The following is a 19,138-nucleotide window of genomic DNA, read 5'->3' on the forward strand; positions in this document are numbered from 1 at the left end:
GGGTCATCCGACCCTGAATCGCCGCGAGCATGCAAGTTTTTGGCACTTGCCTGGATATAATCGCCCCAGATTGGCGAATTCGCGTACGGTGTAGAACCAAAAAACGGCTTCTCTACTCAGACAAGTGCCAAAAACTTGAATTCTCGGTCGTTATAAGAGCCCAGTCGTCATAAGAGCCCAGTCGTCATATACGTCCGATCGTCATAGGCACTCGGGCGTCATAGGCGCTCGGTCATATAAGCGAGAGACTCGGCTATGGTTGCGTGAAAACGGGCGCGTGCCCAGGCATTGATTGCATGGGCACGCGCTCCTTCAGTCATATGCGCCGAGACCAGCCGATGACGTCTCAGTCCCTCAGAATCCCAAGCGCTGCAACTGCTTGGGATTGGATTGCCAATCCTTGGCGACCTTGACATGCAGGTCCAACTGCGACTTTGCACCGATGATACGGTTCACAGGGGTTCTCAGACGTTTCTTGACATGCACCAGATGCTCTGCATGATGCCCGATGATGATCGGCTTCTGCGAATTGCGCTCGACGAACAGCGAGACATGAACCGTTACCTTGCCCTGTGCTAGCTGGGAGCCATCGATCTCAAGACTGAATTCCTCATCGGGATAGACGATCGAATCGACGGTTACCGCAAGGGAATGTGGAAGCTCATCGTTCAATTCCTCGAGGAACGCCCCACGCACCAGCTCCGCAATCGTGTCCTCGGGCGATTCCTCGCTTATCTGATCGGCAGGGTACATCTGAGGCCCAACCGGCGTGGCATCGACCAGCACATCGCGAAGTTCGTCCACATTGTCGCCATCCTTGGCACTGATCGGAACGAGCTCGGCAAAGTTCGCGAACTGCTGGATCTCTATCATCTTCGCGACAAGCTGCTCCTTGTCAAGCATGTCGATTTTCGTGACCACGGCAATGACGGGAATCTTCCATTCGATGTCTGCGCTGTCGCCATGCGAACCCCGGGCATACTGTTCTTGAAGCTTTTGCAGAATACGCCTGTCCCCTGGTCCTATCTCTTGGTCTGCTGGCAGAACGAAGGCTGCGACGTCGACATCGCTCAGCGATTCATCGACCACGTCATTCAGCCGCTGGCCAAGAAGCGTACGGGGCTTATGGATGCCAGGCGTATCAACTAGGACGAGCTGGGCGTGTGGCAGTGTCAGAATGCCACGAATCGCCTTTCGAGTGGTCTCTGGCCTTGAGGACGCGATCGCTATCTGCTTGCCGATCAATGCGTTGATAAGCGTTGACTTGCCAACGTTGGGCCTTCCGACGACGGCGACGAATCCCGAACGATACGCTTGGGATTCCTTCTCTTCCAAGGCTGTGCCCTCATTCGTCTGCTGCTCCGTCATCGGATCTCCTTGCGTGATTCTGCTCTTCGTCATGGCTGTCGTCCGTTGGACTGATTGCTTGCCGAGTCTGCGACGATGCGTCTGCACCGTCGGCACTGTCTGCACCATCGGCATCGTCGGAACCGTCGGCATTCGCCCGGTCCGCGTGACTTGGTTCGGTTGCGGGTTCGACCAGTATCGTCGACACCTTCTTGCGTCGTCCCGCGGAGTCGACAGCAGTCAGACGCAATCCCATGGTGACCGCAGTCGCACCGACAATCGGGACTCTTCCGAGGATCTTCGTCAGCAGACCATAGACCGTGTCAACGTCGTCCTCGTCAATGTCTATCTCAAACAACTCTTCCAAATCGGCGATAGGAGTTCTGGCAGGGAGCTTCCACGCATGTTCGTCAATCTGCTCCGGCTGCGAGTGCTGCGTCCGATCGTGTTCGTCCTCGAGTTCGCCGACAATCTGTTCGATTGCATCCTCGATGGTCACCAAACCTGCGATTCCGCCATATTCGTCGATCACGACGGCAATGTGCTGGCGTGTCTGCTGCATGTGATGGAAGAGGTCGTCGACCGCCTTGGATTCAGGGACAAGCATCGGGGTACGGCATATCGAAGCTATGTCGCGCGATTCGGCGGCGGGATTAAAGGCGACTGCCCTGACGACGTCCTTCAGATATGCCATGCCGACCAGGTCGTCGACATCCTCGCCGATGACGGGTATCCGTGAGAATCCCGAGCGGGAGAAGAGCTTCATGGCCATGCCCAAGGTCGCATCCTGCTCGATGCAGATCATGTCGGTGCGCGGAACCATGATCTCGCGGGTAAGCGTATCGGAGAGCATCAGCACGTTTCTCAGCATTTCCGATACCTCAGGGTCGAAATCGTTTGCCTCGACCATGCGGTCGATCATTGCACGTCCCTGTTCAAGCTGGATCTTGTCGAGTTCCTCCTCGTCCGAAAGCGTCAGGTCACGATTGCGCCGCTTGCCCTGAGCGAAGCCGTTGGCGTGTGAGAAGGGCGTCACCAGAGAGGCGATGGTGGTTATCGTCGCATGCTTGAGCATGATGTCAAGTGGCTTTTTCGCCCCGGCGACCCTTGGCCTCAGAAGCACGGAGAGGGTTGCGATGATCAGCGCCGCAACGACTCCCGAAACGAGCTGCGACCAGAGCGGGGCATCGAGAACGCGCATTATCACGGCGATGAGAAGGCCGTCGAGAACATTGCACATGACTCTGAAGAATGCGCAGGCACCGGCGGTCGCGAATCTGTCGGATAAAAGCCTCTGGACTCGCTGCACGCGGTCTATCCTCTTCATCCTAGAGAACTGCCCAAGCTCCGAATCAGTCTGAATCTCGAGCATCAGATTGTTCAGACTCGCGCGCGTAACTCTCGACATTGCGCCCTCAGTGGCCGCCATGACCAATGAGACCCATATGAAGACCACGGCGACGGCTGCCATGAGGACTATCACAACAATCGAATCAACGTTCATCGTCAACGCTCCACGCTCCCGGATCCTCCGGATTTCTCCCGACTGGGAGCATTCACTTCGTAATGCCGATCGACAGAGACAGCCATGCGATCGGAAGGGGCGACCGCAGGTGGCTCGATGCCCTGTCGCTGGGCGAGGAAGGTGAGCAGCAGCTGACGCTGAAGCCCGAACATCTCGTGCTCCTGCTCCTTTCCGACATGATCGTATCCCAACAGATGCAGCATGCCATGAATGGCGAGGAGCATCATTTCCTGCATCGTGGAATGGCCCGCGGCCGAAGCCTGCTGCGCGGCCACATCCGGACAGATGACGATGTCTCCAAGAATCCCGTCCGCAGCCGCCTTGCCATCCCCTGGGCGCAGCTCGTCCATCGGGAAGCTCATCACATCCGTAGGACCCTTCAGGTCCATCCAACGCTCATGCAGGTCAGATATGGCGTCCGGTTCGCAAAACAGAACGGCAACATCGCAATCCACACTCACACGCATCTGACTCAGAACCCATATTCCCAAGTCGGAGAAAACCTTGGGCTCGATGCCCCAGGAGGTCTCATTCGTCACCTCAACGCTCATGAGTCATCCCCCGCTCGCTTCCCTGCCGACCGTCGGTCTGAGGCTCCGGAATTTCTCGCGTCCGAATTCGCGCCCGCATACGATGCCTTTGTGCCGTCATGTCTGGAGATTGCCTTGCCGGATGCCTGTTCGTAGGCCTGGACGATCTTCGCCACAAGCCGGTGACGAACCACGTCGGTGGCATCCAGATGGATGAATGCGATGTCTTGAATGCCAGTGAGGATTCGTTCGATTCCAGCCAGGCCAGAATTGGGAACCGTCAGATCCACCTGCGTGATGTCACCGGTTATCACCATCGTGGTGTTGAAACCCAGCCTGGTGAGGAACATCTTCATCTGCTGGGCGGTCGTATTCTGAGCCTCGTCAAGAATCACGAAGGCATCGTTCAATGTGCGGCCACGCATATATGCCAAGGGCGCGACCTCGATGGTTCCATCGTCCATGTAATGCTTCATCTGATCAGCGCCGAGCATGTCGGAAAGCGCGTCATAGAGAGGTCGAAGATATGGATCGACCTTCTCGTTCAGGGTGCCCGGCAGAAAGCCGAGATTCTCGCCTGCCTCGACAGCCGGCCTGGTGAGGATGATCTTGCGGATCTCCTTGTTCTGGAAGGCCCGCACCGCCTTTGCGACGGCGAGATAGGTCTTGCCAGTGCCAGCGGGGCCAATGGCAAAGGTGATGGTATGCGTGTTCATCGCATTCACGTAGTCTATCTGGCCCGCGGTCTTGGCACGAACCGGAACTCCCAGGGCGAAGGTTATCACGCCGGGAAGGTCACCCTTATGGCCTTCGCGCTCCTGCAGCGAAGCCGACCTCATGGCAGCGTTCGAAGCAATCGACGATCCGCCGAATGATGCGGAATTGCCCTTCTGCAATGACTTCTGCATCGACTTCTGCATGCCTCTCTGCGATCCCCTCTCGCCAAGATTCAGCGTTCCCTGCCTTCGCAGGCCGTTCCTTTCGAGCATTCTGCGCACCGTGTCGGCATCCATGGGAGCCGTATACGCGGCCCTGACGATCGTCTCGATGACATCCTGGGCCTTCTGCGCATCTCGTTCAGTGCCCTTGGTCGTGGACATGATCGCTATGCGATTGCCACGAACGATGATGGTCAGATCGGGGAAGGCACGCTCCACCTCTCTGATAACCTCATCGACCGGTCCCAGAACATTCACCGGATTCAATTCGGTGGGAATGGTGATGGTACGAGTAGTGGTAGCCACAGAACCCTTTCTCTTCAAAAACACGCTTACGAAGATTCTACTCCGCAAGAACCTCTCCGGTAAGCACGTGGGCATGGACATGAAAGACGCTCTGACCTGCATCCTCGCCCGTGTTGAAAACAAGGCGATATGCGCCATGGAACGCGTCATCGGCTATCGACTTCGCGACGCCGACGATGTGCGAGAGCTCCGCAGGATCGTTCTGTGCGAGTTCGGCAACTGTCGCATAATGTCGTTTCGGGACTATGAGCACGTGCACCTTCGCCTTGGGCTGTATATCGGCGAAGGCGTATGTGGAGTCATCCTCATATACCTTCTTGCTCGGAATCTCACCGGCAATGATCTTGCAAAACAGGCAGTCACCTACGTCGCTCATCTGATCTCCTCCGAAGCTTGAACTATCGCAACCGTTGACGTATCCCATCGTATTGCCTTATTCGGATAAATTGCCGTGCGAGAAGAAAAGACGCGACAAGCACCGTCAGGCATGCAATGGCTCCTGGAGCAGGCATTCCTGATGCCTCATCAGGCAAACCGGCCAAGCATCTCGCTCAGCAATGCAATCGATGCCGGGCCTGCCAGGGACGCACGCAGTATGTTGCTTCCGAGAATGCACGAGTATGCACCCGATGCGCCGAAGGAGCGCACTTCCCCATCGCTGATGCCTCCCTCGGGCCCGACGATGACATAGACCGTACGCGTCCGTCCATCCTGAAGACTCGCATCGGCGAGTGCGGCAATGGATTCCCGCACATGCGACCATGCCGTGGTCGCATCCTGATGAAGCACTATGACGATATCCCCATGAACGCAGGCACGCTTGCATATGGCTGCCACATCGTCGTCGTCAGCTGGGTCGGCGAGCTCTGGAAGCCATGATCTGCGCGACTGCTCGGTTGCCCCGACGAGCACGTTATGCCATTTACGCTCCGTTCTTCCCTGCTTCCACTTGGCGATTGAGCGCTGAGCCTTCCAAGGGATCACCACGTCGACGCCGAGCTGCGTTGCCATGTCGATCGCCTGCTCATCGTGTCCTGTTTTCGCAAGCGCCTGGATAAGACCTATGCGGGTTATCGGCCGTGGCTCTTTTCCAACGGAAAGGATCTCCACCAACCCGGCATTCGCATCGTCTATCGCCGCATGAATCCGCAGGCCATGGCCATCCGAAAGTTGCAGGGTGTCCCCGGCATTCAGACGCATGGATTGGAGCGCATGACGCCGAACGCCTTGTGGCAGAGTCAATTTCCAACCTGCATGCGCCTCGTCGCAGTTCAGGGGTACGTCGTCGCTGTTCGGATCGAAAAGAAAGAGTGGGTCGGTCATGCGGACAAGAGTAGCGCGAGGTGTGCGACACACCATTCACCGTGATGGACATAAGCGATATTTCCTTGGAATAAGGCCATTTCTGAGGCAAACGCGAATGATTGATACGGAAATCCAAGAATGGTGTTATAGTTTTATCCGTTGTCTTTTTGCAACCTTGTCCGGGTGGCGGAATGGTAGACGCGCTAGCTTGAGGTGCTAGTGCCTATTTTAAACGGGCGTGCGGGTTCAAGTCCCGCTCCGGACACGATCAGGGAGTCGTACCCATACTGCTGTGTGGGGCACGTTCTCCCTTTTATTTTTGGCGATGGCCCGTTGCGGACACATCGAAGGCGCCGAATCGGTGAGATTGCTGAATCGGCTGCAAGGAGCTGGCCTTCATATGTGGGCTGTGCCTGTTGGATGGAACATCGGTCAGAGGACGCTGACCATGGATTCACTTCCCTGTCGCAACCCGCCTGGGGACGAATGGTTGTTGTGGTCAAAGGGCATGTCGGGAGGGCGATTCGATTGCAGTTCATCACACTTATGGACCTTGACGACGACCGCGTCACCGCATACACGCATCTTACCGAATTGCAGCTAAGGAATCGCTTGGAGCCGTCCAAGGGTCTGTTCATCGCAGAATCCGAAAAGGTCATCGTGCGTGCGCTTGCAGCGGGTGTCAGACCACTGTCCTTCCTTGTCGAGGAGCCTTGGATAGAGGGCATGGCAGACACCTTTGCCGAAGTGGACGCTCGATGGGGCAAAGACATTCCCGTGTTCGTGGCCAAGCCTGAGCTGCTGAAGAGAATAACCGGATATCGGCTGCACCGCGGTGCGTTGAGCGCCATGCATCGATGGACGCTGCCGACAGTCGAGGATATCTGCGCCGATGCCTCGCGCATAGCCATCTTGGAAAACATAGTCGATCACACCAATGTGGGTGCTCTGATGCGTTCCGCGGCTGCACTGAACGTGGATGCCGTCCTGGTCACTCCCTCGTGCGGGGATCCGCTCTATCGCAGGGCAGCGCGTGTATCCATGGGCACTGTCTTTCAAGTTCCATGGACTCGGATCTGCGATAGAGAAGGCGAACGCTGGCCTGGCGATGGCATGGCGGAATTGCGAAAGCTGGGCTTCACGACGGCTTCCATGGCTCTGTCAGATGATTCGATCTCTCTGGATGAACTTGTGGGACGACTGTCGTCACCATCCGATTCGCCTCGTCACATTGCGCGGCTCGCATTGATATTCGGCACCGAAGGCGACGGGCTATCCCATCGCACGATTGCCGAAAGCGACATGACCGTGAAGATTCCGATGAGCGGGGGCGTGGACAGCCTCAATGTCGCGGCCTCGAGCGCGGTCGCCTTCTGGGCGACGCGGAAATAGCTGCCCGCGTTCGTTTCCGTGAGTGAGATACCGAGTTTTGCGGCAATTCCCAAGTATCAAAGGCCATTTTCGTTGATATTGACACCCCAGTTTCGCCATTCTTCGACGTTGATACTTGGGAATTGCCGCAAAACTCGGTATCTCGTCCTTTTCACGCCTATTCGGACCGCTCAATCAGAAAAATAGGAAAGGGCCCGCTCCCCAGCATGACAGCAAAGCCATGAATCAGCCGAGGAGCAAGCCCTGTCTGTCACGGGAACGCGATGAACGCCTACGAAACCGCGCCGCGTCACCTAATCCTTACTTGTCATAGGTGGTGCCGGTCGCCTTCCCTATCGCAGTGAGACCGTGGTACAGAACAAGCACGGCGATGGAACCTATTGCGATGCCGTTGAAGCTGATGCCCGAGAAGGTGAAGGAGAAGTTCGCTATGCCAATGATCATGGTTATCGCAGCGACCATGACATTGATCGGCTTGCTGAACTCCACCTTGTTCTCAACCCAGATCCGAACGCCGAGCATGCCGATCATGCCATAGAGCAGGGTCGTTACACCGCCGAGGACCCCTGTTGGAATGGAATTGATGACCGCCCCGAACTTTGGGCACAGCGAGAGAACGAACGCGAAAATCGCCGCGCACCAGTACGCTGCCGTCGAATAGACCTTGGTCGCTGCCATGACACCGATGTTCTCAGCGTATGTGGTCGTTCCAGAGCCGCCGCCCAATCCGGCAAGAATCGTGCCGATGCCATCGGAGAAGAGTGCAGAGCCGATCTGGCCGTCATAGTTTCTGCCAGTCATCAGTGCGACTGACTTCACATGGCCGATGTTCTCGGCGATGAGAATCAATACAACGGGAATGAACATGACCACGATGCTCATATCTGGTTTCGGAGTATGGAATTGTGGAAGTCCGAACCACGCCGCATCCCTGATGCTATCCCATTTGATCTGATGCTGGGACGCTGCGAACGCGTATCCGACGATGACGCCGAGCAAGATGTTCAGCCTTCCTATCATTCCCTTGAACAGGACCGCGATCAGAACCACTGCGAGCAGGGTCACGCACGCCGTGACCGGGAATGTCTTGAAGTTCGCCCAGGCCGATGGCGCGAGGTTGAAGCCAATGATGGCGACCACCGCACCATTGACGACGGGAGGCATCAGCGCATCGATCCACTTGGCTCCTGCAAAGTGAACGATGACACCGACCAAGGCCAGCAGAATTCCGGTTATGAGAATGCCGAAGCTCGCGACTGCCAGGCCCTTGTGGGCCGAAGTCACCGCAGCTATAGGGGCTATGAAACCAAAAGAGCTGCCAAGATAGCTTGGCAGCCGATTTTGATTGATGAGCAGGAACAATGCCGTGGCGATTGCAGTGAAGAACAGCGTCGTCGAAGGATCGAATCCTGTGAGGATCGGAACGAGGAAGGTGGCTCCGAACATTGCAATGACGTGCTGAGCCCCGATGCCTGCGGTTCTGCTCCAGGTCAGTCGTTCGTCGGGTTCGACGACCTCGCCCGGTGCAAGGGTCTTGCCATCCCCATGTAGCTTCCAATTGACCAACAATGCCATTGTCTTCTCTTTCTCCCGTGCATGTGCCAATCACAATGCGCTTAGCATAGGGTAGCCCTAGAATGTGACGCGCGATGTGACGAACTCAGGCAATGAGACGTAGGACACAGAAATCCGCGAGATAAACGGCAGCTAAACACTTGAACAAATTATGACTCGCCGGAAAAAATATTCACCTAAAAGCTGGAGTCTATGCAATGATGGTGATGTGACTTGAGCGTGATGGTGCGCTATATGCAACGCGGCGGAAGTCCGCCATACGTTACAGCCGAGGAAAGGATGGCAGACATGTCCAAGAATCCTAAGATACTGTCCATAGTTTTGGCAGGCGGCGAAGGAACCCGCCTGATGCCGCTTACCAGAGACCGTGCTAAACCAGCAGTTCCCTTCGGCGGCGTTTTTCGACTTATCGACTTTCCTCTGAGCAATCTCGTCAATTCCGATTACCGTCAGATCGTGGTGCTCACCCAGTACAAGTCGCATTCGCTCGATAGACATATCTCGAGGATGTGGCGGTTCTCCCCCTTGCTCGGAAGCTACGTCTCCCCTGTTCCAGCCCAGCAGAGACTTGGCAAGCATTGGTATCTAGGCTCTGCGGATGCAATCTATCAGACCATCAACATCATCGAGGATGTCAAGCCTGACATCGTGGTCATCGTTGGTGCCGACCACGTGTATCGCATGGACTTCGAACAGATGGTACGCCAGCACATCGAATCCGGTGCCGAATTCACCGTCGCGGGAATACGTCAGCCGGCGGCGTCATCCAACCAATTCGGCGTCATACAGGTGGATCCGCATCATCACAACATGATTCAGAATTTCCAGGAGAAGCCTGATCACACCGATGGCTTGCCCAACGATCCAAACACGATACTCGCCTCGATGGGAAACTACGTCGCCAACACCGATGCCCTCTTCGACGCCCTCGCCATCGACGAGAAGATGGAAGACACCAAGCATGACATGGGCGGTGACATCGCGCCATTCTTCGCGGCCAAGAGCCAGGCTGGGGTCTATGATTTCAACGAGAACGAGGTTCCCGGCGCGACCAAGCAGGATCATGCGTATTGGAGAGACGTCGGAACGATCAAGCAGTTCTATGACGCACACATGGATCTCATCGCCTACGTTCCGGACTTCAACCTATATAACACCGATTGGCCGATCTATACGGATTCGGGATCGCTGCCCCCAGCCAAGTTCGTGCATTCCGGCCAAGACAGACTCGGTCATGCGACCGATTCCATAGTCTCTCCGGGAGTCATCGTTTCTGGAGGCGAGGTCCATCATTCCGTCATCTCACCAAACGTCCGCATTCATTCATGGGCACAGGTCATCGACTCGATCCTGTTCGACAGCGTCACGATCAACCGTCGCGCGCGCGTCTACAAGGCGATTCTCGACAAGAACGTCGTACTGAAGGAAAATGCAACGGTAGGAATCGATACCCAGCACGATCTGGAGCGCGGCTTCACCGTATCGCCAGAAGGCATCACCGTCGTTCCGAAGGGCACGATCGTAGAGGACTGAGACGCCTGGCTTAGACACCGTGCGAACTGCAGCATCTGGGCAGAGGTGATTCGATGCAGGGAGGTAACGATCCCGCGGTTTCATTCCGGATCGTTACCTCCCTGCCGCGTTTCTGCCAGTCACAAGAACTCATGCAGGTCGATTGGACAAGTTTTTGGCACTTGCCGAAGCATCGTGGCACTTTTTGGGTTTGCATGCGAGCAGATTCCAACAAAAAATGGCATGGCTACTTCGGCAAGTGCCAAAAACTTGATAACTCGTCAGGCGTAGGGCATCGGCCCATTGAAATTGAAGCCGATCGCCGCCAATTGATCGCGTCCGTCGGGCGTGATCATCTCCATGGTCCAACGGGGCGTCCAGGTCCAGTCGATTCGAAACTCCTCGACAAGTCCCGCCAGCATGCTGGCACATTCGTCTTCGAGCACATCGGTCAGTGGACACGCGGGCGTGGTCAGCGTCATTGTTATGATTGCACGCTGCTGTTCGTCGATCTCGATCCTGTATACCAATCCAAGGTCGATGACATCGATTCCAAGCTCGGGGTCGATGACCTGGTGCAACGCCTCCTGGACGTCCTTCGCAGTCGCAAGACCAATGTCGTTCGCCGCGACAAGGGGAATCTCATGGCTATCCTCCCCCGTGTCACCCGAGCCCGACATCGGTGAGGCATCGCCTTCGGAAGCATCCATGTCAGCTCGATTCAAGAGGGCCGCACGCTCTGGATGCGCAAGCACCTGCTGCGCCGTCTCCTTGCTGCCGACGGCCTCCTCCACGGCATCGAAGATCGAGTCTGCCGGTGGCACCAGATTGGATTCGTCTGACATATCACTCCCTCGCATCCGAAATAGCGGGCCCCTGCCCTACCAGGGCCGTATCTCCACTCATCTTCTCAGATTCATTCAGATTCGCCAAGGCCTGTGCAATCGCAGCCTTCAATCCGGCCCATCCAAGCAACGCACACTTAATACGCATTGGATATCGCGAGACACCTTGGAACACGACGGCATCCCCCAGATCTTCCTCAACCGATTCGTCATGCAGACCTGCACCGCGAGATTGCATCAATCTATGGAATTCATCGCTCAGCTTCATCGCCCTTTCCACGCTCTGATGCTCGACCAGATCGACCATGACCGACAGGCTTGCCTGTGAGATGGAACAGCCCTGACCATCCCAAACCACACGCTCAAGCGTGTAAGGCACCTGCTCGGATACCTCCACGTGAACGGTGACCTCGTCTCCGCACGTTGGATTGAACTGATGAGACTGAGCTGCCAGGCACGCTTCGTGCTCGGCGAGAACCTCTGCGTCTCCCGAGGCCTGATGCGAATCCTGTCCTTCACCCGCATGTGTCTGCGCATCAGGCGCGGACTCAAGAAAGCGCTCCCTGCCATGCGGCGCCCTTGCAGCATCAAGAATGACCTCCTGATACATCTGTTCAAGATCGTCGTCACTCATATCCATTGCCATGTCACCAGCCTGCCTATCAACCTATCGACCCATCCGCCGTTGAATTCCCGTTATCAAGATTATCCCGCCATCGACAGTGCATCAAGGGAATCGATGACGAGCGAAGCTATCGCACCTCAAAAAATGGGCGAACCCTCTTTACCGCCTCGACCAACTGTCTGGCCTCGTCCACGGTGTTGTACACCCCGGTCGATGCCCTGTTCGATGCAAAGAGTCCGAAGTGTCTGTGAACCGGCTGCGCGCAGTGATGACCAACTCGGATCGCGATGCCCTGAGCATCGATGAACTGTCCGACATCATGGGGATGAACCCCCTGCACATCGAACGCAACCGTGCCAATCCGGTCATTGCCATTGGCAGGACCAAGAATCCTGACCCCATCGATGTCACCGATCTTCAACAGCTCACGCGTGATGGCATCCTCGTGGGCGGCGACGTTTTCCATGCCTATGCGGCTGAGCCAGTCAGCAGCGACCCCAGCAGCCACGACCTGCGCGACTGGCTGTGTCCCAGCCTCGAAACGCGCTGGAGGCATGCTGTATTCTGCAGGCTTGTCAAGATATGCAAGATCGACCATTGAACCGCCAAAGCTCGCAGGGGGCAGGGCTTCGAGCAGATCTCGCTTGCCATAGAGGAATCCGACACCAGTCGGGCCATACATCTTATGCGCGCTCCATGCCGCGAAGTCGACGTCAAGGGCATGAAAATCGACTGGAATATGAGGCACGGATTGGCAAGCGTCAAGAATCATGAGAGCGCCGACCTCGTGCGCACGCCTGACGATCGGCGCGATGTCCGTGATCGCGCCCGTGACATTCGCGATATGGGCCACCGCAACCACCTTCGTGCGTTCGGTTATCACATCGTCTGCGGTCTGCGACAGGACCCTGCCTTCAGGATCAAGGTCGAACCAGCGCAACGTGGCTCCCGTCCGGTACGCAAGTTCCTGGAATGGAAGCAGCACCGAATGGTGGTCGGCCTTGCTCACCACGATCTCGTCTCCCGGCTTGAGTGCGAAACGGCGCGCGGCTTCCCCGCCCCTTCCGAGTGAAGCATTGGAGAAAGCCGTCGCAAGGAGGTTCAATGCGGCCGTCGCTCCGGCCGTAACGACGACTTCCTCCTGCCCTTCCTCACTGTTCGCACCGACAAGCGATGCGACCTTGCTCCGGGCATCCTCGAAGGCAACGGTGCTGCGGGCTGCAAGCTCATGCGCACCACGATGAACGCCGGCATTGATGGTGCGATAGAAATCAGCTTCGGCATCAATGACTGATTCAGGTTTCTGAGCGGTCGCGGCCGAATCGAGATACACCAGCGGATGCCCATGTATCTGCTGGTCCAATATTGGAAATTCACCACGAATCTGAGCGAAATCAACCATTGTCCGTACACCAGTCCTTTGCACTGTCCGCATTTCATAACTGCCCGTCAGCCTGTTCCCTCAGTTTCGGGGAACTCCAGCATCTGCAGGCTCCTAGACTCCTAGAGTCCTAGACTTCCAGACTTCAAGCTTGCAAGCCTCTAGAAGCATTCCCTATGCCAACGCCGATTCCGAGTCGGCACCCTGAGGGAGATAGCGGTCGTAACCGGTCTCTTCGAGTTCATCCGCCAGCTCCGGTCCGCCAGTCTTCACAAAGTGACCGTCGGAGAAGACATGAACGATGTCTGGCTTGATGTAACGCAGGATTCGCGTGTAGTGCGTAACCATGAGAATGCCCAGATCGGTGTTCTCCTTGGCACGATTCACCCCTTCGGACACAATGCGCAATGCATCGACGTCAAGGCCCGAATCGGTTTCGTCCATGATCGCGAACTTCGGCTTCAGAAGCTCGAGCTGCAGAACCTCCGCACGCTTCTTCTCGCCGCCGGAGAAGCCCTCGTTGACTGAACGCTGGGCAAACTTCGAATCCATGCGCAGACGCTTCATCGATGCGCTCAGATCCTTCGTCCATTGGCGTATGGCAGGTGCCTTGCCATCGATCTCGGTCTTGGCGGTTCGCAGAAAGTTCGTCATCGACACGCCAGGAACCTCGACAGGATACTGCATCGCAAGGAACAGTCCCGCCTTCGCTCGCTCGTCCGGTGTCATCTTGAGGATATCCTGGCCGTCAAGAAGTGCCTGGCCTGAATCGACCTCGTACTTCGGATGCCCGGCCAAGGTATAGGCCAAGGTTGACTTCCCCGAACCGTTGGGGCCCATGATCGCATGGGTCTCACCGGAATGAACCGTGAGATTCACTCCCTTCAGAATCTGCTTCTTGCCTTCCTTCGTCTCGACGGAAGCATACAGATCTTTGATTTCCAGGGTTGCCATGTCAGTTCTCCTCCAAAACACGTCTCATTTGTTCGTCTTCCCCACGGGAGAGACGCCTGTCAATAACATTCATCAGATGATCGCGAATCGCCGTGATCCCAATCTCCTCTACGAGCTCTCCGAAGAAGCCACGGACAACGAGCTTGCGAGCCTCGCGCTCGGAAACTCCTCGGGATTCCAGATAGAACAGTTCCTCGTCATCGAAGCGCCCGACGGAGCTCGCATGGCCGGCACCGATGATGTTGCCATTCTCAATCTCAAGATTCGGTTCGGAATCTGCGATCGCTCCCGGGGTAAGCACCAGGTTTCGATTGAGCTCGTATGAATCGGTGACTGGTGCGGAAGGCAGGATAAGCGCATTCCCAACCCAGGTGGAGTGCGCCCCCTTGCCGTCGAGAGCGCCCTTGTAAACCACTCGTGACTTGCATTCGGGATAGTTATGGACGACCATCGTACGATGCTCGACATGCTCGCCAGGATCCACGAAGTAGATGCCGAGCATGTTCAGATCGCCCTTGTTTCCGCCAAATTCCTGATCCATGCGAATGCGCACACAGCTGCCGCCAAGTGTCACCATGGAATGCCGCAGACTTGCACCCTCGCCCACATGGATGCGCTGATTGCCAACATGCTTCGAATCCGCCGTCCATTCCTGGACGAACGTAGTGCTGATATGCGAATCCTTGCCCGTGCTTATCTCAACGCCCTCGGCGATGCGAGCCTGGCCTTCGTGCTCCACAACGATGTCTGCATGCGTGCGATCATCGGCGACGATGACCAGATGCAGGGCATCAAGATCCAATCCACCGCCGACGACCTTCACCAGAACAGGAGTTGGAACCTCTCCCTTCACATGCACCAGATGAGCGGTTGTCTCACTGGCCCACTCCACCGCGGAAACACGGTCGTTGGGCTTGAGAACGGTCCCGCTCGGCGCCTGGGTCTTTGCTATTTCGTCGACTTCGACCAAGGCCGGATCGATTTCGGAGCCATCGATGCCGCTCACCGTGATCCTTGTCTTTCCACTGGGCTCAAATACCTGGAAGAATTCGCTGATTCTATCGACCGGTGTGAATCTCCAGTCATCCTGCACCTTCGTGGGAATGCTGTATGCGTCGGGCGAGAACGAACGAACTGCCTTGTCGGCGCTCGAAGGCATCAGAGCCGGGAACGCATAGGGATTGTTGGGATCACGATGCGGCATGCTCACTTCTTTTTCCTGAACCGGCGTCTTCGAAGCCACTTCAGTGCTTTCAATGTCATCTTGCGTCATCAGCCAACCGAACCTTCCATCTGAAGCTCAACGAGTCTGTTCAGCTCCAACGCATATTCCATCGGGAGCTGACGGGAAATCGGCTCGACAAAGCCGCGGACGATCATGCCCATCGCTTCCTTCTCCTCCAAGCCTCTGCTCATCAGATAGAACAGCTGGTCTTCGGAGACCTTGGAGACCGTCGCCTCATGGGCCATGGAGACGTCGTCTTCACGAACATCGACGTGCGGATAGGTGTCGGAGCGTGAGTAGTCGTCCACCAGCAGGGCGTCGCACACCACGGAGGAGCTCGATCCCTCCGCACCCTTGAGAATCTTGACAAGTCCGCGATATGCGGAACGGCCCCCGGAACGCGAAATCGACTTGGCGACTATGGTCGAACTCGTGTGAGGCGCAAGATGGATCATCTTCGCACCCGTGTCCTGATACTGTCCCTTCCCCGCAAATCCGAGCGACAGCGTCTCACCCTTGGCGTAAGGCTCCGCAAGGATGCAGGCTGGATACTTCATCGTGGCCTTCGAACCGATGTTGCCATCGACCCATTCCATCGTGCCGCCCTCACGAACGTAGGCACGCTGGGTGACGAGATTGTAGACGTTGTTCGACCAGTTCTGGACCGTGGTGTATCGCACGCGGGCATGCGGCTCGACGATGATCTCGACGATTGCGGCATGCAGCGAATCGGTGGAATAGATCGGCGCCGTGCAACCTTCGACGTAATGGACGTATGAGCCTTCGTCAGCGATGATGAGCGTTCTTTCGAACTGACCCATGTTTGGAGTGTTGATTCGGAAATATGCCTGCAACGGTATGTCGACATGAACGCCCTTGGGCACATACACGAAGGATCCGCCTGACCAGGCGGCCGTGTTCAGGGCTCCGAACTTGTTGTCTTCGGGAGGAATGACCGTGCCGAAATACTTCTTGACGAGATCGGGATAATCGCGCACCGCAGTGTCGGTGTCCACGAAGATGACGCCCTGCTCCTTGAGATCGTCGCGAATCGAATTGTAGATGACTTCGGATTCGTATTGCGCAGCGACGCCTGATACCAGGCGCTTCTTTTCAGCCTCGGGAATGCCCAGACGGTCATAGGTGTTGCGGATGCTGTCTGGCAGGTCCTCCCAACGCTTCGCCTGCTCCTTCAACGGCTTCACATAGTACTTGAAGTCCTGGGCCTTGAATCCGCTCAGGTCGACGCCCCAATTGGGCATCGGCTTCTCGAGGAACGCCTTGTATCCTCGAAGTCTGTATTCCAACATCCAGTCAGGCTCGTGCTTGTCCGCTGAAATGTCTCGGACGACCTGCTCGTCTATGCCCTTCTTTGCCGTTTCCCCGAAGGAATCCTTGTCGTGCCAACCATATTCGTAGTCACCGAACTGGGAGATGATGTCGTCATCCTTCTTGATCTTCTCCTCGTTGACCCGTTCACGGTCGGCCACATACTGACTCATCTCAACGTCCTGAGATGACTGCGCGGCATTCACAGATGTCTCCGGTGCGGAATCATTCGCAACGGTTCCATCCGCAGCGGCATTCTGTGTCGCAGTTTCATCGGCCATTCGTGACCCTCCTCTCAATGCTCGCGATAATCCTATACAAAGCCTGACAGTAATCAAGCGTGCCACGAAGCGCCAGACAAGTCTGCATGCTTCTTAAAGAGCGAAAAGGGAATGGGCTGTTTCGTGATGTTGCTCACGAAACATTCACCCTTTCACGCGAGCATGCCTGCACGAGGGAAGGAGCAGGCGATTTCTATCGTCGGGCCCCGAACTGACCTCTGATCGCCGACACGCCTTCGCCTCGACGCATGCTGATGCTCATCCCTCGGCTGCGCGATGTTCGATCGCAGCCTTGACCAGACCTGCGAACAATGGATGGGGCTTGGTCGGACGCGACTTGAACTCCGGATGCGCCTGAGTGCCGACATAGAACGGATGCACGGACTGCGGCAGCTCGACGAACTCGGTGAGCTCGCCATTCGGACTCGTTCCTGAAATATGCAGACCAGCCTCGTTGAGACGATCCTTGTAGGAGATGTTGACCTCGTAGCGATGACGGTGACGCTCGGTCACGTCGGTCGTGCCGTAGAGCTGCGCGACCAGCGACTTCGGGTCGAGCACGGCCGGGTACGAGCCGAGCCGCATCGTATGGCCCATGTCGCCGTTGCCCGCGACGATTGACTTCTGCTCTTCCATCGTGGCGATGACTGGGTTCTCGCAATCCGGCTCGAACTCGGATGAATTCGCATCCTCGAGGCCCAGCACGTGACGCGAGTATTCGATGACCATCGACTGAAGACCAAGGCACAGACCAAGCGCAGGAATCTTGTTCTCCCGAGCCCAGCGCAGGGCTCCGATCTTGCCTTCGATGCCACGGATGCCGAACCCACCGGGAATCACGATGCCATCCATCTGACCGAGAGCAGCCTGGGCACCCTCGTTGGTGGCGCACACGTCGGCAGTCACCCACTTGACGTTGACCTTCGACCAATTCGCAAACCCTCCCGCCTTAATTGCCTCGGTGACGGAGAGATAGGCATCAGGCAAGTCGATGTATTTGCCGACGATGGCAATGTTGACCTCGCTGCGAGGATGGTGGACGCGCTCGAGCAGATCCTCCCACTCATTCCAGTCGACATCGTGGAATGGCAGGCCGAGTTCACGGACCACATAGGCATCAAGTCCCTCGGCGAACAGGATCTTCGGAACGTCATAGATACTCGGAGCATCCACGCAGTTGACGACGCCCTCTTCATCGACGTCGCACATCAGGGAGATCTTGTCCTTGATGCTCTGGTTAAGAGGACGATCTGAACGGAGCACCAGTGCGTCCGGGGTGATGCCAAGTTGACGAAGCATCATGACGGAATGCTGCGTTGGCTTGGTCTTCAGCTCATGCGCGGCCGCAATGTAGGGAACCAGCGAGACGTGAACGAATATGCAGTTTTCCGGTCCAATGTCACGACGGACCTCTCTCGCAGCCTCAAGGAAGGGCTGGGACTCGATGTCGCCCACGGTTCCGCCGATCTCGGTGATGATCACGTCGACGTCGTCGGATGCCTGCGCACGCATTCTGCTCTTGATCTCGTTGGTGATATGGGGAATCACCTGGACGCACTGACCGAGATATTCTCCCGCGCGTTCCTTGCGCAGCACGCTCTGATATATCTGGCCGGTGGTGACGTTGGCCTTCTGCGAAAGGAAGACGTCGAGAAAACGCTCGTAATGGCCTATGTCCAGATCCGTTTCAGCGCCATCTTCCGTGACGTAGACCTCTCCATGCTGGAATGGGTTCATCGTTCCAGGATCGACGTTGATGTATGGGTCAAGCTTTTGCTGAAGCACGCGGATTCCGCGGCTGCGAAGCAGTCTGCCCAGTGAGGATGCGGTAAGTCCCTTGCCTAAAGAAGACACAACACCGCCAGTGACGAAAATGTGTTTTGTGATGTGTTCCTGTGATGTTCCATGTTGTCTAACCATGGAACTTCAGCCTATCATCAACGGGTGACGCATACTATTACGAGATTCACCCTCAGAACGGGCAAATTTCATCGAGAATCCGAGTTTTGCGGCAATTCACAAGTATAACGTGCTCAAATCGTTGATATTTCGACCGAGAATGTTGGGA

15 protein-coding genes, 1 tRNA gene and 1 pseudogene are annotated in these 19,138 nt (G+C 56.4%); 3 read left to right on the plus strand and 14 right to left on the minus strand.

All coding sequences use genetic code 11. The annotated features are described in order from the left end of the window. Positions 1 to 354 precede the first annotated feature (354 nt). From era to QN062_RS02335, 6 genes and pseudogenes are all read right to left on the minus strand, one after another. On the minus strand, positions 355 to 1,368 hold the full coding sequence (gene era, locus QN062_RS02310; RefSeq protein WP_369342008.1) for a GTPase Era: 1,014 nt from the start codon (positions 1,366 to 1,368) through the stop codon (positions 355 to 357). After that, a complete protein-coding gene (locus QN062_RS02315) occupies positions 1,346 to 2,851 on the minus strand; it encodes a hemolysin family protein (RefSeq protein WP_369342009.1) in 1,506 nt (501 codons plus the stop codon). Before QN062_RS02315 ends, era begins: the two co-directional genes overlap by 23 nt. Positions 2,852 to 2,943: 92 nt before the next feature. Beyond that, positions 2,944 to 3,423 (minus strand): annotated as a pseudogene (ybeY, locus tag QN062_RS02320) (rRNA maturation RNase YbeY); the annotation flags it as partial. Then, entirely contained in the window at positions 3,420 to 4,646 is a 1,227-nt protein-coding gene (locus QN062_RS02325) for a PhoH family protein (protein ID WP_369342010.1), read from the minus strand. The pseudogene ybeY and the gene QN062_RS02325, both read right to left, overlap by 4 nt. A 37-nt stretch (positions 4,647 to 4,683) precedes the next feature. Continuing rightward, positions 4,684 to 5,022: a histidine triad nucleotide-binding protein gene (locus tag QN062_RS02330; RefSeq protein ID WP_369342011.1), complete on the minus strand. Its 339-nt coding sequence runs from the start codon at positions 5,020 to 5,022 to the stop codon at positions 4,684 to 4,686. Positions 5,023 to 5,171: 149 nt separating this feature from the next. Then, entirely contained in the window at positions 5,172 to 5,969 is a 798-nt protein-coding gene (locus QN062_RS02335; RefSeq protein WP_369342012.1) for a 16S rRNA (uracil(1498)-N(3))-methyltransferase, read from the minus strand. 159 nt (positions 5,970 to 6,128) lie between these two features. Here QN062_RS02335 and QN062_RS02340 point away from each other — a divergent pair. After that, a tRNA-Leu gene (locus tag QN062_RS02340) sits at positions 6,129 to 6,216 on the plus strand. A 263-nt stretch (positions 6,217 to 6,479) separates the two neighbouring features. Beyond that, positions 6,480 to 7,343, plus strand: coding sequence for a TrmH family RNA methyltransferase (locus tag QN062_RS02345; RefSeq protein WP_369342013.1), 864 nt, complete (start codon positions 6,480 to 6,482; stop codon positions 7,341 to 7,343). A 300-nt stretch (positions 7,344 to 7,643) separates the two neighbouring features. Here QN062_RS02345 and QN062_RS02350 read toward each other — a convergent pair whose 3' ends face one another. Beyond that, positions 7,644 to 8,918 carry a uracil-xanthine permease family protein gene (locus QN062_RS02350; protein WP_369342014.1) on the minus strand — a complete coding sequence of 425 codons (1,275 nt, stop codon included), beginning with the start codon at positions 8,916 to 8,918 and terminating at the stop codon, positions 7,644 to 7,646. 288 nt (positions 8,919 to 9,206) lie between these two features. Between QN062_RS02350 and glgC the strand changes: the two genes are divergently transcribed. Beyond that, the gene (gene glgC / locus QN062_RS02355) at positions 9,207 to 10,451 is read left to right on the plus strand and encodes a glucose-1-phosphate adenylyltransferase (protein ID WP_369342015.1); all 1,245 of its coding nucleotides are present in this window, start codon (positions 9,207 to 9,209) and stop codon (positions 10,449 to 10,451) included. A gap of 260 nt (positions 10,452 to 10,711) precedes the next feature. Here the strand turns inward: glgC and QN062_RS02360 are convergent, their stop codons facing one another. The 7 genes from QN062_RS02360 to QN062_RS02390 all read right to left on the minus strand — a co-directional run bounded on the left by QN062_RS02360 (position 10,712) and on the right by QN062_RS02390 (position 18,990). Then, on the minus strand, positions 10,712 to 11,275 hold the full coding sequence (locus QN062_RS02360) for a metal-sulfur cluster assembly factor (protein WP_369342016.1): 564 nt from the start codon (positions 11,273 to 11,275) through the stop codon (positions 10,712 to 10,714). Between the two features lies 1 nt (position 11,276). After that, the gene (gene sufU, locus QN062_RS02365; RefSeq protein WP_394854678.1) at positions 11,277 to 11,909 is read right to left on the minus strand and encodes a Fe-S cluster assembly sulfur transfer protein SufU; all 633 of its coding nucleotides are present in this window, start codon (positions 11,907 to 11,909) and stop codon (positions 11,277 to 11,279) included. A 118-nt stretch (positions 11,910 to 12,027) separates the two neighbouring features. Continuing rightward, positions 12,028 to 13,302, minus strand: a complete 1,275-nt coding sequence (locus QN062_RS02370) for a SufS family cysteine desulfurase (protein ID WP_369342017.1) — start codon at positions 13,300 to 13,302, stop codon at positions 12,028 to 12,030. Positions 13,303 to 13,455: 153 nt separating this feature from the next. Next, the gene (gene sufC / locus QN062_RS02375) at positions 13,456 to 14,235 is read right to left on the minus strand and encodes a Fe-S cluster assembly ATPase SufC (protein ID WP_369342018.1); all 780 of its coding nucleotides are present in this window, start codon (positions 14,233 to 14,235) and stop codon (positions 13,456 to 13,458) included. 1 nt (position 14,236) lies between these two features. Next, positions 14,237 to 15,508: a Fe-S cluster assembly protein SufD gene (sufD, locus tag QN062_RS02380; RefSeq protein WP_369342019.1), complete on the minus strand. Its 1,272-nt coding sequence runs from the start codon at positions 15,506 to 15,508 to the stop codon at positions 14,237 to 14,239. After that, positions 15,508 to 16,962, minus strand: a complete 1,455-nt coding sequence (gene sufB, locus QN062_RS02385; protein ID WP_369342514.1) for a Fe-S cluster assembly protein SufB — start codon at positions 16,960 to 16,962, stop codon at positions 15,508 to 15,510. The genes sufD and sufB overlap by 1 nt, the downstream gene beginning before the upstream one ends. A 366-nt stretch (positions 16,963 to 17,328) precedes the next feature. Next, on the minus strand, positions 17,329 to 18,990 hold the full coding sequence (locus tag QN062_RS02390; RefSeq protein ID WP_369342020.1) for a CTP synthase: 1,662 nt from the start codon (positions 18,988 to 18,990) through the stop codon (positions 17,329 to 17,331). Between the last annotated feature and the right edge of the window lie 148 nt (positions 18,991 to 19,138).

The sequence above is a fragment of the Bifidobacterium sp. WK012_4_13 genome, from assembly GCF_041080835.1.
In the GTDB taxonomy this organism is placed as follows: Bacteria; Actinomycetota; Actinomycetes; order Actinomycetales; family Bifidobacteriaceae; genus Bombiscardovia; species Bombiscardovia fermentum.